At 47.6% G+C, this 15387-nt stretch carries 16 protein-coding genes; 12 read left to right on the top strand and 4 right to left on the bottom strand.

The genetic code is table 11. From position 1 onward, the window contains the following. Positions 1-2 precede the first annotated feature (2 nt). The 7 genes from DFR28_RS05525 to DFR28_RS05495 all read left to right on the top strand — a co-directional run bounded on the left by DFR28_RS05525 (position 3) and on the right by DFR28_RS05495 (position 5627). Positions 3-596, top strand: a complete 594-nt coding sequence (locus tag DFR28_RS05525; RefSeq protein ID WP_113953265.1) for a COG4648 family protein — start codon at positions 3-5, stop codon at positions 594-596. A gap of 5 nt (positions 597-601) precedes the next feature. Further along, positions 602-994, top strand: a complete 393-nt coding sequence (locus DFR28_RS05520; RefSeq protein ID WP_113953264.1) for an ApeI family dehydratase — start codon at positions 602-604, stop codon at positions 992-994. Continuing rightward, positions 994-1776, top strand: coding sequence for a glycosyltransferase family 2 protein (locus DFR28_RS05515; protein WP_113953263.1), 783 nt, complete (start codon positions 994-996; stop codon positions 1774-1776). Before DFR28_RS05520 ends, DFR28_RS05515 begins: the two co-directional genes overlap by 1 nt. After that, the gene (locus tag DFR28_RS05510; RefSeq protein WP_113953262.1) at positions 1773-2738 is read left to right on the top strand and encodes a lysophospholipid acyltransferase family protein; all 966 of its coding nucleotides are present in this window, start codon (positions 1773-1775) and stop codon (positions 2736-2738) included. The genes DFR28_RS05515 and DFR28_RS05510 overlap by 4 nt, the downstream gene beginning before the upstream one ends. Beyond that, complete coding sequence (locus tag DFR28_RS05505; protein WP_113953261.1) at positions 2735-3196, top strand: hotdog family protein; 462 nt, start codon at positions 2735-2737, stop codon at positions 3194-3196. The genes DFR28_RS05510 and DFR28_RS05505 overlap by 4 nt, the downstream gene beginning before the upstream one ends. Positions 3197-3202: 6 nt before the next feature. Further along, the gene (locus DFR28_RS05500; protein ID WP_113953260.1) at positions 3203-4462 is read left to right on the top strand and encodes a beta-ketoacyl-ACP synthase; all 1260 of its coding nucleotides are present in this window, start codon (positions 3203-3205) and stop codon (positions 4460-4462) included. Between the two features lie 142 nt (positions 4463-4604). Next, positions 4605-5627, top strand: a complete 1023-nt coding sequence (locus DFR28_RS05495) for a hypothetical protein (protein WP_113953259.1) — start codon at positions 4605-4607, stop codon at positions 5625-5627. A 20-nt stretch (positions 5628-5647) separates the two neighbouring features. Here DFR28_RS05495 and DFR28_RS05490 read toward each other — a convergent pair whose 3' ends face one another. Both DFR28_RS05490 and DFR28_RS05485 read right to left on the bottom strand, forming a co-directional pair. Next, positions 5648-7348, bottom strand: a complete 1701-nt coding sequence (locus DFR28_RS05490; RefSeq protein ID WP_113953258.1) for a DUF885 family protein — start codon at positions 7346-7348, stop codon at positions 5648-5650. Positions 7349-7577: 229 nt separating this feature from the next. Further along, positions 7578-8981: a pyridoxal phosphate-dependent decarboxylase family protein gene (locus DFR28_RS05485; protein WP_211316876.1), complete on the bottom strand. Its 1404-nt coding sequence runs from the start codon at positions 8979-8981 to the stop codon at positions 7578-7580. Positions 8982-9103: 122 nt separating this feature from the next. Between DFR28_RS05485 and DFR28_RS05480 the strand changes: the two genes are divergently transcribed. Beyond that, entirely contained in the window at positions 9104-9445 is a 342-nt protein-coding gene (locus DFR28_RS05480; RefSeq protein WP_113953257.1) for an ArsR/SmtB family transcription factor, read from the top strand. On the opposite strand, the gene DFR28_RS05475 is transcribed toward DFR28_RS05480, so the two are convergent. After that, on the bottom strand, positions 9446-10318 hold the full coding sequence (locus DFR28_RS05475; protein ID WP_211316875.1) for a cupin-like domain-containing protein: 873 nt from the start codon (positions 10316-10318) through the stop codon (positions 9446-9448). It lies immediately after the preceding gene. 181 nt (positions 10319-10499) lie between these two features. On the opposite strand from DFR28_RS05475, the gene DFR28_RS05470 reads away from it, so the two are divergent. Further along, positions 10500-11261 (top strand): hypothetical protein, encoded by a 762-nt coding sequence (locus DFR28_RS05470; RefSeq protein ID WP_211316874.1) that lies wholly within the window; start codon positions 10500-10502, stop codon positions 11259-11261. Positions 11262-11335: 74 nt separating this feature from the next. Here DFR28_RS05470 and DFR28_RS05465 read toward each other — a convergent pair whose 3' ends face one another. Then, positions 11336-11836, bottom strand: a complete 501-nt coding sequence (locus DFR28_RS05465) for a lactoylglutathione lyase family protein (RefSeq protein ID WP_113953255.1) — start codon at positions 11834-11836, stop codon at positions 11336-11338. 95 nt (positions 11837-11931) lie between these two features. On the opposite strand from DFR28_RS05465, the gene DFR28_RS05460 reads away from it, so the two are divergent. From DFR28_RS05460 to DFR28_RS05450, 3 genes are all read left to right on the top strand, one after another. Next, positions 11932-12810 carry a LysR family transcriptional regulator gene (locus DFR28_RS05460; RefSeq protein WP_113953254.1) on the top strand — a complete coding sequence of 293 codons (879 nt, stop codon included), beginning with the start codon at positions 11932-11934 and terminating at the stop codon, positions 12808-12810. 195 nt (positions 12811-13005) lie between these two features. Continuing rightward, positions 13006-14784: a C13 family peptidase gene (locus tag DFR28_RS05455; protein WP_113953253.1), complete on the top strand. Its 1779-nt coding sequence runs from the start codon at positions 13006-13008 to the stop codon at positions 14782-14784. A 122-nt stretch (positions 14785-14906) separates the two neighbouring features. Continuing rightward, on the top strand, positions 14907-15305 hold the full coding sequence (locus DFR28_RS05450; RefSeq protein ID WP_113953252.1) for a hypothetical protein: 399 nt from the start codon (positions 14907-14909) through the stop codon (positions 15303-15305). The last annotated feature ends 82 nt before the right edge of the window (positions 15306-15387 follow it).

Genomic DNA, 15387 nt, shown 5'->3' with positions numbered 1-15387 from the left:
CGATGCGCCCACAATTACTGCTATTTGCCGTTATCGCCGTAGCCACGGCCGGTTACCCGTTCATTGTTTATAGTGGGCTGACAGCATTCGGACCGGCGGCATTAAGTTTAGTGCTGTTCGGTTTGCTGCTCGCCCGTGTAATCTTGCGTGGTGATTATCATCAACCAGAGCAATATGCACAGCTATTATTGGTTGGCGCTTTGTGTTTGCTAGCGGCGTGGCGAGACAGTGAAATGATCTTGCGTTATTACCCAGTTGCCATGAGCTTGGGGTTTGCCAGCTTCTTTGCAATCTCTTTGCGTGCTAGCGAGACGCTAATTGAACGATTCGCTAGTGTTTTTGTGAAAGACATCCAACCGCACCAACGACAATATATGCGCGGTCTAACTAAGGTGTGGGTCGGTTTATTGCTGATTAATGCCACGGTCGCCGCTTATACCGCCTGTTGTCTTTCGTTGGCACACTGGACACTTTATAATGGCGCTATTGCCTATATCGTGTTTGGGCTATTCACCATGGCGGAACTGGTCAACCGTCATTTTTATAAGAAACGCTATTATCGTCGCCAACATAATCATCCGTCCGATTCGGCGTGAGCCCCATGCTTCAAGTAACTTCTGAACAGTTGAATAAACAACTTTGCGCCGCTGATTGGCCGCGTATTGAATCCATTTCAGAAAGCGACGGTACACTTACCTTGCAGCTCTACGTGCCAGATAACTTGAGTTACTTTGCTGGTCACTTTCCTGCACAAGCGGTATTGCCTGGTGTGGTGCAAGTGCATTGGGTTGGCGAGTTGGCAGCACAATTTTTTGCGCTTGGTGATTTTCAAGAACTTAAGAGTGTGAAGTTTAATAGCATGGTGTTGCCCGACACTCGGCTGACTTTGGTGCTGAGGTTTGCTGCAAACAAAGCCATGTTACGTTTCGAATACTTTAATGCGACGGATAAGTTTTCAAGTGGCGCATTGAGTTATTCAACCGGGGCATTGTAATGGGGTATTCGTGTTGCTTAGTGGTGCCGCACTTCAATCATGTGCAAGCCTTCGCTCAGTTTTTGCCCCGTTTAGCCGCGCTCGAATTACCGTGCATCGTGGTTGATGATGGCAGTATGCCAACCCAGCTCGAGCAGCTCTATGAACTCTTACAAGCGTACCCTGACATTACTTTAATCGACCATCAGCAGAATCGCGGCAAGGGCGCAGCAATGTGGACCGGAGCGCACGCAGCCCGTATGCAGGGGCACAGCCACATGCTTCAAATCGACGCGGATGGACAACACGATACCGCCGATGTGGCGCGCTTTATTGCCGATAGCCAAGCCCATCCGACGGCAATTGTGTCGGGCGCTCCACAGTTTGACGAGTCGGCACCTAAGGCGCGCGTGTATGGACGCAAAGTTACTGATTTTTGGGTAGCGCTGGAAACAGGTTCAACGCAAATCAAAGACAGTTTATGTGGATTCCGAGTGTATCCGCTTAATCAATTTGAACAGGTGTTTGATCACTATCACATTGGTAAGCGCATGGATTTTGATACCGATGTATTGGTCAAATCGGTATGGCAGGGCATTCCTATTAGGTTTATCGATACCAAAGTCGTCTACTTGGCTAATAGCGTGTCGCACTTTCATTATTTGGACGATAATCTGCGCTTGATATGGCTACACACACGCCTAATGACCGGCATGTTGGTCCGGTTACCATTGCGCTGCGGTCGGGCTATTAGGCATTGGTTAGTGAAGCAATATCGAGCCATCGCCGGTAAGCCAAATTGAAGCCCACTAATTTATCGAAGTCAGATGCGCACTGGTCTACGATGCGTGAGGCCGGCACACTATTTGGTTTGCAGTTCCTGCGCTTTGTACATCAGGTGTTTGGTCGCTGGTTAGTATCATTTTGTCTACTACCGACAGTGGCTTATTTCGTGCTTTTTAGACCCGCTACGCGCCGTAGCTCAGCTGAATTTCTGGCTGCTCATTATCAACAATATCCAGACTACTGGCGTCAGCCGCCTAAGCTGTGGGATACCTGTAAACATCTTTATGTGTTTGCTCAAACGGTGGTCGACAAACTGTTGTCGTGGTGTGTCGATATTGATGTTGATCAGTTTATCATCGAGCATCCTGAGCGTATTGAAGCCTTAATGGAAGATACGCGTGGGCAGCTAATTATTGGCTCACACATGGGCAACCTGGAATATTGCCGTGGTTTTATGCATCGCTATCGTAACAAGACCATCAATATCTTGGTGCACGATAAGCATTCGCAAAACTACAACACTATGATGCAAAAACTGAACCCAGATTCACGGCTAAATGTGTTTCAGGTGGATGATTTCGATATTCCTACCATGCTTACCATTAAAGCTAAAATTGATGCTGGTGAATGGGTGTTTATTGCCGGTGACCGCTCACCATTGTCAGGCGGAGAGCGCACGGTTCCGGTTGAGTTTCTAGGAAAAACTGCATACTTGCCAATCGGTCCATATATGTTGGCAAAAGGTCTCGGGTGCCCGGTTAAACTGATGTTTTCGTATTGTGATTATTATGCTCCTGATAAGCCGGTGCACTTTGAAGTCGTTGCGTTCGCCGAACGAGTTACCTTAGATCGTAAACATCGTGAGCAACAGATTCAGCAATACGCCCAATCATTTGCGCAGGCGCTTGAACAGCAATGCGCTAAGGCTCCGTATCAATGGTTTAATTTTTATGATTTTTGGGCCGAGACTGCCGCATGAATAACCCTCGTTTTGATCCTGAAATTTTGCAATTGATACCGCATCGAGAGCCGATGCTGTTGATTAATCGATTAGTAGATGTTTCTGCAACTCGTTCTGAAGCCCTAGTTCTAATTGATCGGGATACCCCGTTTTGGCTAGAAGAACGGGGCGTGCCAGCTTGGATTGGCTTGGAATATATGGGGCAAACCGCTGCCCTCATTGCTGGTTATCAACAGCGCCAAGGCTTAACCGCACCGCACCTTGGTTTTTTAATGGGATCGCGTAAGTATCAAACCTCAGCAGCATTTTTCGCTACTGGACAAAACTTGCGCGTGGTGTGTGAGCAGGCGGCGCTGGTTGGCGAGAGCTTAGCAACATTTAACTGTACAATAAGTACCCAAGAGAGCAACCGAACACTCGGCCAAACCGTGGCCACGGCAATGTTGTCGGTGTATCGACGACCTCTGGAAGACTAACATTTTATGAAGAAAAATCTTAAAGCACCGCAGCGAGTAGTCATTACCGGCGCAGGCAATATCTCTCCGTTGGGCGACTCATGGTCAGAGGTTAGGGCGCAGTTACTCGCGCAAAAGAATGCCGTGCGCTACATGACGGAGTGGGATAAGTATCCGGAATTGCGTACCCGTTTGGCCGCGCCGGTTAGTGATTTTGCGCTGCCGAGTCATTATCGAGCCAAGCAAAAGCGGCCGATGGGCCGAGTTGCCCAAATGGCTGTACTGGCAACTGAACGAGCTTTAGAGCAAGCCGGACTATTGGGTGACCCCATCGTTCAAAGCGGTGATCTAGGTGTGAGTTATGGGTCTGCCACAGGCAGTAGTGCGGCCGGTATGGAGTTCTTTAAACTCCTCGCTGGTCAGTCAATGGAAGATGTTACTACCACTACTTACATTCGTATGATGAGTCATACTGCGGCGGTTAACATTGGCGTGTATTTTGGTACACAAGGCAGAATGTACACAACCTCTAGTGCCTGTACCGCAGGCAGTCAAGGAGTGGGCTACGCCTATGAGGCAATTCGTGCCGGTCAGCAAAAGGTTATGATTGCGGGTGGTGCCGAAGAATTGTGTGTGACCCAAGCCGCGGTATTCGATACCATTTTCGCTGCCAGCTTAAAGAATGATGCACCCGAAACTTCGCCCAGTCCGTTCGATAAGAATCGTGATGGTTTGGTGCTTGGCGAAGGCGCTACCACGCTGATTCTGGAGTCTTACGACCATGCGAAAGCGCGCGGCGCCGAGATTTTAGCTGAGGTAATTGGATTTGGTACCAATACCGACGGTGGGCATATTGTGCGACCACGGCAAGCTACGATGCAGCGTGTGATGGAATTGGCGATGGAAGACTCGGAAATATCTGTCGATGAAATAGGCTTTGTATCGGCGCACGCCACAGCCACGGATCATGGCGATGTATTTGAGAGTCATGCTACTTACGACGTGGTTGGTAAGAAACCGATTAATTCCCTTAAAAGCTACACGGGACACGGTCTAGGTGCTTGTGGCGCGTTTGAGTTGTGGACTTGCATCAATATGATGGACGAAGGTTGGTTCGCTCCAACGTTGAACCTCACCGACCTTGATGAGCGATGTGCCGATTTAGATTATGTCCGAGATGAGCCGCGTGAAATCAAAACTGATGTGTTTATGACCAACAATTTCGCCTTTGGTGGTATCAATACTTCGCTCATTATTCGAAGCGGAAAGTCGGCATCAAGTGAGTGATTGTGTCTGCAAACCTAGTAGTCGATTTAGCATTTTTCTCGTTCCTTGAATTGACGTTGCATTGAACAAAACTACCAAATTGTATTGGCGGTTGTTGATCGCAACTTTCTTGTTACTCACGCCGATCACGAGGGTTCTGGCTATGGAAATTTTAGATTTGGCTCAGCTTATTGCGTCCAATCAGGCATCCGCTAAAAACGAGTTAATCAAATTTCTAGCGGATCCTGATCAAAATGATGTTGATGAGTTGATTCTTGAGTTTTCTTATACCGAAGAAGGCGAAGGTATTGATAATATGTTTGAGCTTTTGGGCGTTGATCGCTCCAAAGCATTGTTAAAACGGCAATTAGACGATGACGGTGGAGGCTTGTATTCGGGCGCTCAATATTTGCTTAAGCAAGGCGTCGACATTAATGAAGTCTATGACGGCGTGCCAATAATTCTGCAAAGCGTCTTTAACACTGAAGTACCTTTCTCAGAATACGATCAAGAGCCCTATGAGGGCGACTGGTCGGAGGAAATTGAAGAGTCAGATAGTCTCAGAGTGCAGTTGTTAAAAAACGGTGCGGACCTTCGGCTTTTGGAAGGCGAGGGGTATATTTATTTTATCAATGCTTTGTCTGAGTCTGAATATGGCGTCTGTGATGCATTTTTTCGAGCAGGCTATAAACTTAAAACCGATGGCACCGTCGTCAACGGCGAACCGTTTACCAGCGAACTTCAATACATTCTGGGCGATGTCTACTCGGATCATGCCGCGCTTGGCGAACTCTATGATGAAGTGTTGAGTGATTGGTCTGGGATTAACCCATTGAACCAAGAAGGTGCAAATCAAGTTAACGCATATATTGAGCATTATCTGAATCAAAAAGCCGAAACGATTGACTACTTGGTTAAGCATGGTGCCATTGAGCATGGACTTAAGCTTATTGATACCGATTTGCCGAGTGTCTTTGCCCGTTCACGCGATTACCTCGAACGCTTGCCGACATGGCGCTTGTATGGTTCGCGTGGGTTTAATCTTAAAGCACTCCTAGAGCAACACTATCCAGAGCTTGGTGTACAAGCGGATATGGTTGATGGTGAAGTACTATTAGCAATGTTGTTTGATGCGCGCGAAAAGCGTATTCGCAGCGCATTATCGTCTACCGAAATTAACCAGTAACTTAGGCTTGTGTTAGTGGATCAGCGCGCCAGTTCGGCAAGTTTTTCGTCAAGAGGCTGGTAGTCCCAAAATTGCTGGACCTCGTCATCAAGGCCAGTGATTTCAAAGCGAATAAGGGCAAACGGAATACCACCGGCGGCCATGACTTGATCGTGAAATTCACCTAATACGAACTCATCGAGTAGTTGCTGTTTGCGGTCGGCAAGCAGCTTGTACATCTGGAAGCTGCCAACGGTGTAGCCGAGCCCATAGCCTGGTGGTCTGCGCAGATAGATCTCTGCGTCGACGCGCGCGACATTGGCGTCAAGCCAAGGGGTTTTTGAACGCCAAAAGGAGACCGCTTCTGGGATGCTAATTTCGTTACGTTGCAAGCGGATGTCGCCAAGCGTTCGCGCCGCGCGAAAAATGCCGAAGTTGTAAATCAGTTCGCGAGTGCGCGGCCGCGTTGCATAGAAGCCCAGCTGTAGTGGAGCTTCTTCGAGATACAAAGCCCAGCCCTCCATTCGGCCACCGTCGCGGAAATATTTACGGATTGGGTGTTGGTTAGTCGCGAGCATAATCGCGTCGACCTTGTGGCCGGGAATATGCGCGTGCCAATGATCCGGAGACGGGTCGCGATATTGTATTTGTTCCCAATAATTAGGCCCGCCGCCACGCTCAATCCAAGGTACGTTAAAGCCGATTTCACGAAAGTCATCCGGGACGTAATCAGGCAGAGTCATGAATTCTTCAGTTTTGATGAACTTGCGAATGTCGCGATCCACTGAAGCAATACGAGCTTCATATTCCTGCTGTGATTTTGGTAGCGTTAGCTGAGCAAGATTACGGTTACGGTGCTGTTCCAATGCGTAGAAAGCCCACGTCCGTTCAAGTTCGCGCTCCCCGAGAGCTTCAATATCGTCCGAGCTATACGGCATGAATTTGACCTGCATTAAATACCAATCAAGCAGCTCCTTGCCGACACCAGCTTGTGCGGTCATGGTAGGTTGCTTTTCAAGTAGCCATGCATACAAGCTGCTGACCGCATCTCGTGCAGATTCAATTTCACTCACCAGTTCTGCTTGCGAGGAACGAGCTCGCTCGAGCAAATCGCCGTACCATCCGATAACACCGGCTGGTGGTGTGGCACGATACGGTTGACCGTGACCCACACCATCAGGCTGCGACAAGTTGTGAATTGCCAATGCAGCGAAATCAGTAGGCACATTCTTAAGGTTACGTTTCGCTATCTTGACCAGAGCCACGGTAGAACGTAGTCCAGTACGCAGCTGGGTAAGCTCGGCATCGCTAACAGGAAGGTCAACAAAAGTCAGTCGCTTCATTCGATCAACGTAAAAACCTGGGTCACGCTCCCAGGGCTTAGAGACCTGCAACATAAAATCGTGCTGATCCATAGCGGCGCGCAATGCGAGGTAATCAACTTGTTTGGCGCGATCCCAATCTGCAACGGCCATATCATTTAGTTGCAGCTGCATAGTCTTAAGCTCATCAAGACGCTCAGCGGCCTGCGTGGCCGATCGATTTAGCGGGTCGTTGCCGTCGCTCTTCCACGCGAAGAAGCGTTCTGTAAGTTGGACTAAGCTCGCATAATCGCCGTTCCCAGTTGGCGGCGAAGCCGCTAAGCTTGACTGTGCCAATGCCAGGAAAAGCGTTCCAATGATGGCGATGATGGCGATGACGGTAAGCAACGAAGGCCGCCCGTTTATGTTTCTGAGTGTCATGGAACGCCTCGACAGAGTAAGCTAATTAGTGATTATTAAGAATAAAGGCCATACCTGATCCATGCAACAACCCAGTATTTTTTGCCATTCGGTATTAACTGTGCACTTTAGCGAATATTGAGAAAAAGCGGTGTTTATACCTCAGGTAAATTTGGCGAACTCTACTACGCTAGCTTAACAACCCCTCGGTTTACGCCGTTGTAATTTGGTTTACACGGCGATTGCTTACCTACTTCGACAAAACGGTAATAGATAACTCATCGGCTGATTTAGCAATGGCAGATATCAGGCGCTCAACGTCAGAATCCTGCGTGACCCAAGAGGAAAAGCTAAGTCGAAAACCGTCACGGCCTTTCCAGCGAGTGACCCCAAACCACGCTTCGCCACTGGCGCACACCGAGTCAACTAGATTTGCTAACGCTGACTCTTGGCTTGGATGGCTTACAACCACTTGGTTCAAGGTTACCTCGTTGAGAATTTCGAAGCCCATGCTCCTAAGTGCAGCGGCGGCCATTCGTGCGTGACGACAACAGCGTTGGATTAAGTCATCCACTCCCGCTACACCTAGACTATGCAGGGCGGCCCAGACATCTAGCGCGCGAGCTGATCTTGAGAGTTCGGGAACCATGTCTTTGGGCGCTGCTTCAAAGCCTTTGCTAAGATAAGGCGCCACGGTTGACATGGCGTTATGCATGGCTTGCGGATGACGACAAAATGCGATGCCGCAATCGTATGGTGTGTTTAACCATTTGTGTCCGTCGGTGACCCAGCTGTCGGCTAGTTCAAACCCTTTTATCAGATCTCGCGTATTGTGGCAGGCGGCGGCCCAAAGTCCGAACGCGCCGTCTACGTGAACCCACGCTCCAACTTTTCTTGCTTGCTCGGCGATAGCCCCAATTGGGTCGATCGCGCCGGAATTTACGTTGCCGGCTTGGGTTAACACGATGCTGTGTGGTGTGAGTTCGGGTAACTGGTCAATTAGCATGGCGCCGTTGCTGTCAGTTTTGACTTTTTCAACATTGGCTGAGCCTAAGCCGAGCATCGATAGCACTTTACTCACGGTGACGTGAATCTCCTCGGAGGCCACAATATGCAGTGGCGGGCTGCCGACTAAGCCCTGGGTTTCAACGTCCCACCCTTGTTTTGCTAGTTGCGCGGTGCGAGCTGCGGCTAGGCAAATAAAGTTGCCCATGGTGGTACCTGATACAAATCCAACTGAGCACTCAGCGGGCAAACCAAATAGAGACAGTAACCATTTTGATGTAGTGCGTTCAATTTGCATGCTGATTGGACTGGTTGCTTGGCTAGTGGCAAGTTGATCCCATGCCGCTGCTAGCACTCGGCTGCCAACCGTTGCGGGTAACGAGCCGCCAACGACTAAGCCATAAAATCGCCCACCAGCAGTCGCCACGGTAGCCGGTGAGCCCAGCCGGCTAAGTAGCTCAATTGTGGCAACTGGATCTTGGGCCTGTGTTGGCATCTCGGTATCCAACAGCGCTAGATCGGTTACAGCTTGCTCGCTTGGGGCCACCGAGCGCGAGCTTAGTTCATCTAGGTAGGCTGTTGCCGAGCTTAGCGATGATTCCATCACGCGAATAGATTCATGCAGTGGGTTTACGGTATGATTCGTCATCTTAATAGCCCTTTATCTATATTTATATGTTCCTATATAGGTAAAGTCTAGTGGCTTTGTTTTGTTATAGCAAGTGCAGTAAATAAGCTAAACCATTAGGCGAATGGTTAATCGGAGTAAAGATGAGTGACTCGACGGTGATTTCCAATACTAGGCTGGCCAAGCAATTTCATGCACTATCGAACCAAAATCGATTACTGATCATGCAATGGTTGGTAGATCCGACCGCGCACTTCGAGCCTCAGGTAGACGGTGACTTAGTGGAAGATGGTGTGTGTGTTGGGCGAATTGTCGATAAAATCGAGCTGAGTCAGCCTACGGTAACATCACATATGAAAATTCTAGCCGACGTAGGATTGGTCAGTGCTAAAAAAATTAAGAACTGGGTGTTTTATAAACCCGAACCAGCCGCGTTGCGTCAGCTACAAGTCGGCGTTACGGCGCTTGACGGTAAGCTCAAATAATTAGTCGATGAAACCGCGATTAGTTCGTTCTAAGGCGAGTCGTTCATTGCGATCATTCCACTTCTGACCAACGAGTTTTCGCATAAGGCCTTCGATCGTGCGTGTCACAAAAATATTCTTCAACAAGGTTGCTCGTCCGCGCAGACTGGTTGGCATAGAGCGTAGCGTCATAGAGAAGCCAATATCTTGGTATTCAATAAAATGCCAATATCCAGACGGAATGTATAAAGCATCACCATGCTGCAACTCTGCTACATAGCCATTGAGTTGTTTCAGTGCTGGGTGTTTAGCAAAATCCGGTTGGTCAAAATTTACCGAATGTAGCGCGCTAAACGAAAACGGTACTTTGTACATATACTGTGTTTGTTCTGGCGGAATCAAGAGCACACGTTTCGGGCCGCCAAAGTGGCATAGAATTAGGTTCGCTAAATCAATGTCGTAGTGCATTTGAACCTTGGCCCCTCTACCGCCAACGAACAATACCGGTAGGCGTTTAAAAAATGATAAGCCTAAATCCGGGTAACTAAAATCGTTTAATAGCTGTGGCACGTTCTCCAAAATATTGTAAAAGAACATACGAAGGTCGTTTTCACCGGCTTCGAGCATCGACAAGTATTCACGTAGCGGTAGTTGCTTCTCCGCCGCATGTTGGTGTTGTTTGCCCTGTGCTGGTTTACTGCTGTATACCGGCACAATTTGCTCGCCAGCAACCTGTTTTAAATAATCGACCGACCACTTGGTCACGGCTGGCCAGCATTTGGTTAATTCGGTAATAATCACCGGCGTATTTGAATCTTTATAGGTGGCGGTGAACTCTTCAGTCGAGAGTAGGGGCAAGCGTTCAACAGCACGAGTTTTAATGTGATTGGTCACAGGGCGTTTTGTGGAAATGGCTGTTGTAAGTCAGAGAGAGCTAAATTTTACCTCAATTTTCGATCGCCGATAGTGCTTCTGCTCAGACTCATTAAAACTGCGTTGGTTTGCCAGCAAGCAGGCAGGCTTCTATACTGTTAGGACTCAAACACTTACTCTTACAGGGAACGTTATGTTTCGCATGCGTCAGCTAACCGCACTTCTAGCCAGTGCACTTGTTATTCTTGGACTACCGACAGCGACTATCGCCAGCCAGGCCGATATGGATGCTGAGCTAAGCAACTATCGTGCTGTTTTCGAGGCGGACGACTTTGCTGATCACCGAAAGGCGATGGATAGATTAATTTGGGCGGGCTATAGCGATGCTGCGCTATTTGATCTGATTGAGGTTCGAGTTAATTCGTTAATCAACGAGAAGGGTAAAGCGAATGTGCAGAAAGCCTCGTGGTACGCGAAAGCTCTTGCACTGTCAGGTAATGAAAAATATCGTGCAACGTTGCAAAATGCGGTTAGTAACGCCAAGTCGAAAAAGGTACGTAAACATGCGGCTTTAGCGTTGCAGCGTTTGGCTACCTATCAAAAGTGGAATTCAATTATTTCAGCCGGTTTAGAGTTTGCGCCATCCGGTCAATTGGAGGAAACACGGGTTACTAACATGTTGAATGCAACCGATTACAGTTTGCTCAAGATCGGCGTAAAACGAGTTTACTATGGACATAAAACGGATCAAAAGTTGGTTACGTTAGCACAGCAACGACTGGCGATGGAATGGGGCGAGGCTGACGAACAAAATGGCGAACAGATAGATGCAATCGCCTGGCTAATTAAGACAATGGCCGAAGTTGGTAACCATGACGCCAAGCCATTACTTGAGCAAATAGCCCAGCAAGCGGATGTTGCTAAGCTGCGTAAGTACGCGGATAAATACGCGGATTATCTGTAGGCTGCGTTAATAACAGCTAGCATTATGATTCGGGCGTACATGACGCCCGAATCATAAGCCGATACTTAATAGGCTCAATAGGCGCCTTCGCTATAAACCAACTCGTAGCTGTGGCTGTAAATCTCTAAGATATTGCCAAATGGGTCTTCCATATAAATCATGCGGTAGGGCTTGCTTCCGGGGTAATAATAGCGTGGCTTAGGCATACGTTTTTTGCCTCCCGCAGCAACAATTTTTTCGGCGAGTTCTTCCACATTTGGATCTTGCACACAAAAGTGAAACACACCGGTTTTCCAGTATTCGAAATTGTTCTCGGGATTCACTTGGTCGTTAAATTCGAAAAGCTCTACTCCAATGCGGTCGCCCGTTGACAAGTGCGCGATGCGAAATTTCCCCCAATTGCTACCGAATACGTCTGTGCACATTTGGCCTATTGGGCTGTCGTCTTCGACAACGTCAGTTGGTTGCATAATTAAATACCAACCCATTACCTCGGTATAAAAGGCAACGGCTGCCTCTAAGTCGGGGACTGATATACCAATATGTGAAAAATTGCGGGGGTAAGGTGTTTGCATGATGTTTGCGTCTGTAATTAATGTTGTAAGTAGATTACAAAGGGTTGATTATTAAGTAAAATTATCATTTGAAATGGATATGAGTAATATTTGTAATGATAAATCCGGTCTGGTTACAAAGTTTTTGCACGCTGGTTGAGGTCGGTCACTTTACCCGTACGGCAGAAAACCTTCATATGACCCAATCGGGGGTGAGTCAGCATGTGCGCAAGCTAGAAGAGCATCTTGGTCAGCCACTTTTACATCGGCATGGGAAGAGCTTTAGCCTCACTAGTGCTGGGGACCGTCTATATCGAGAAGGTCAAAAGGTGATTCTGTCGCTGACTAAGCTAGAGCAACGCGTAGGGTCAGATCCGACGCACGAAGGTATTGTTAAGGTGGCATCACCGGGTAGTGTCGGGCTTAAGCTTTACCCTTATTTCTTAGCGATGCAGACACAATTTCCTACGTTGGTTGTGGAATATCGATTTGCTCCGAATAAAGACATCGAAAAGTTAATTGCTGAGCGTAAAGTAGATATCGGCCTTATGACCTGTTTGTCGACCATGGGTGAGGTTAGTTTGACGCCGATTGCAGAAGAAGCGCTACTGCTTATTACTCCAGCAGGTATCGAACAACCTAGCTGGGAGACACTCATTGATCTTGGGTTTATTGACCATCCGGATGGACCTCATCATGCTGGTCAGCTGTTGGGTGTCAACTTTCCAGAGTTCCACAATACCAATCAGTTTAAGCGGTCTGGGTTCTCCAACCAGATAGGTCTAATTTTAGAGCCCGTGAGCATGGGGCTCGGTTTTACCGTGTTGCCCAGTCACGCAGTCGGGGCCTTCAAAAAACAACAACACATCAAGGTACATCAGCTACCCAACAGCGTTTGTGAGTCTTTGTATCTAGGCACTCATACAAATGGGATCAAACCGAATAGGGTAGCGACGGTTATCTCTGAAATAGAAAAGTGTCTGAAGAATCGCTGATGTGTTAAACCAAGTTATCCGACTCAAACCTCGGACAGCATTGCTCAAGTTGTCGTGGCGTAATATATTGGTGTTAACTTAAGGAAAGATTCAATTAACACCGAAAGCCAAACTGAGTTTGTTAAGTAGGGTACTAATGCTGCGGCATCGGTGGTCTCTTCTAACGGATCGAAAACACTCACTCATAGATATTCAATGAATAGAATCACCCGATATAGCTTGATCGCTTCGATCTTTTTTCTTGCCGCCTGCGAGGCGCCGCTTATGTTGGCTCCCGATGTGGTGTTGCCAGATGGCAGCAAGTACGAGGGCGATGTAGTCGATGGTAAGTTTAGCGGTCAAGGTACATTGTTGTATCCGTCTGGTGGGTTTTATAAAGGCAATTTTAAAGAGGGTCTATTCGACGGGCCAGGAATAATGGTGCAGGCAGATGGTAGTCGGTTGGAGGGAGAGTTTTCACTAGGTCGCGCTACCGGCCAGTTTTCTGTGACTAACACACCTAGCGATTACACTTATCATGGCGAGATGCTGGATAGTCAGATGCACGGAATGGGTAAGTTGGTAACGTCACAGCACCAATATGAAGGACAGTTTGTAAATGGTTGGTTTGAAGGCTTCGGCACTTTTACCAATAATAATGGTGATGTGTATGAAGGTGAATTTAAGGCTAATCTTTACGATGGTTCAGGAAAAATCACCTACCCCAGTGGTGCCGTTTATGAAGGTATGTTTGTGGCTGGTTTGTATCATGGGCAGGGAGCTTATATTCAGGAGGAGACCTATTACAAAGGAGAGTTTGTTGAGGGTAAGTTAACTGGGCAAGGTGAAATAAAAGCCTATGATGGCAGCGTGTATGTGGGTGCAGTCGAAGCATGGCAAGCTAATGGCCAGGGTGTTCTTACCAATGCTGATGGTGATCGCATTGAAGGTGAGTTCGAGGATGGCTACATCAGTGGAGACGGTAAATGGTTTGGCGCGGATGGAAGCAGTTATGTGGGGTCGTTCGAGTACAATCAATTTGATGGTGACGGTGTGCTCACTTCGTCCAATGGTGATGTGTACACGGGGGAGTTTTCATATGGATACTATGACGGAAAAGGCAGTTTAGTTCGTAAGCAAAGTGAGGCTGATGATGACCCCGCTGTGTTGCAAGGCGAGTGGGAAAGCGGCAAGCTCGTGTTTAATGCGGCGACTGGTGAGCGTCGGCATCAGCAAGCCGAAGAAGCTTTGGCTAGCCATCAGCGCTTGCTAGATACTGCACTGAGTGGATTGCAGCCGTCTGATGCAAGCGTTGCTAACGCGTATTTTCTTGGTATAGCTGGCGATGGTCGACAAAGTGTGTTTCGCCGAGAGGTTGAGTATGCCACTGGCATTATGGAGTCGCGTTATCACACCACGGGGCGCAGTGTTATGTTGGTGAATGATCATGACTCGGCTGCCATGTGGCCGATAGCGAACCGGCGTTCAATTCAAAGTGCTATCACCGCAATAGGTCAAAAGATGAATGCAGAGCAAGATGTGCTATTTATCTATATGACAAGCCATGGTTCCAAAGAACCTGAGTTTTATTTGAACCATGACAGCATAAAGCTACCCGATTTATCGCCGCAAGAATTTAGAGTAATGCTGAATGAAGCTGGCATTAAGTGGCGTGTATTGATGATTTCGGCCTGTTATTCTGGCGGGTTCATACCTGAGTTAGAAAATGAACACACCTTGCTTTTGACTGCTGCAGACAGCGAGAGTAAATCCTTCGGCTGTTCTGACGATGCGGATATGACTTACTTTGGGCGAGCGCTGTTCAAAGAGGTGTTGGCTAATAGCCCCGATATAGCTCTAGTTGATGCGTTTTCCGAAGCCGTTGAATTAATTACAACATGGGAAACAGAGCAAGACTTGGACCCGTCTAATCCATCTAAGTCTGCGCCACCGCTGATTGTCGAAAAACTTGTCGAATTACGTCAAATACACTAATCCGCTAGAGCCTGTAAAACGACAGCGAACATCGAGTGCAAAACAATGCATTTAAACTACTGTGTGAGCTCGAATAATAGGCTTGGCGCAGCAACCGTTTAGTCAAGTTGAGGAAAAAGTAAATGGCGGCAAAAAGTATGTTTTTTATCTGGTTACTTAGTTTTGGCTTAGGTGTTATGTCTGAAACGTTTTGGGACCTTCCGCTGATCTTTAGCATTATATTGCCGGCAATATTTTTAAGCTTATCGTTTTATGTATTTAGAAATTTTGTAATCGGTTACAGAATTTTCCATATCATTTGTATCACTAGTCTATGGCTGTATTTTGCGTTGGGCTTACTAATTCAGTTGCCGACTATCCTTTCAAAGTCCGGAATTGCCGAGCGACTTGCCTATCAATGGTTTCAATCGTTAAGTCTGACCTACTTATTTTTTCTGATGATGTTCGGAGTTGCTTACTTGCCTTACTATATTGTGAAGAGAGTCAAAGCTAGAAAGCCGTCGGGCATTGAGATGATGTAGTGTGCGGAGCTACGCTAATTTCCTACGTCATTTTTATGCTCAAGAACACTCAGCATGACAGAACACCTTTTATTTGTCTGAA

The sequence above is a fragment of the Arenicella xantha genome (assembly GCF_003315245.1).
Lineage (GTDB): Bacteria > Pseudomonadota > Gammaproteobacteria > Arenicellales > Arenicellaceae > Arenicella > Arenicella xantha.
This window is presented reverse-complemented; position numbering and strand designations above follow the sequence as displayed.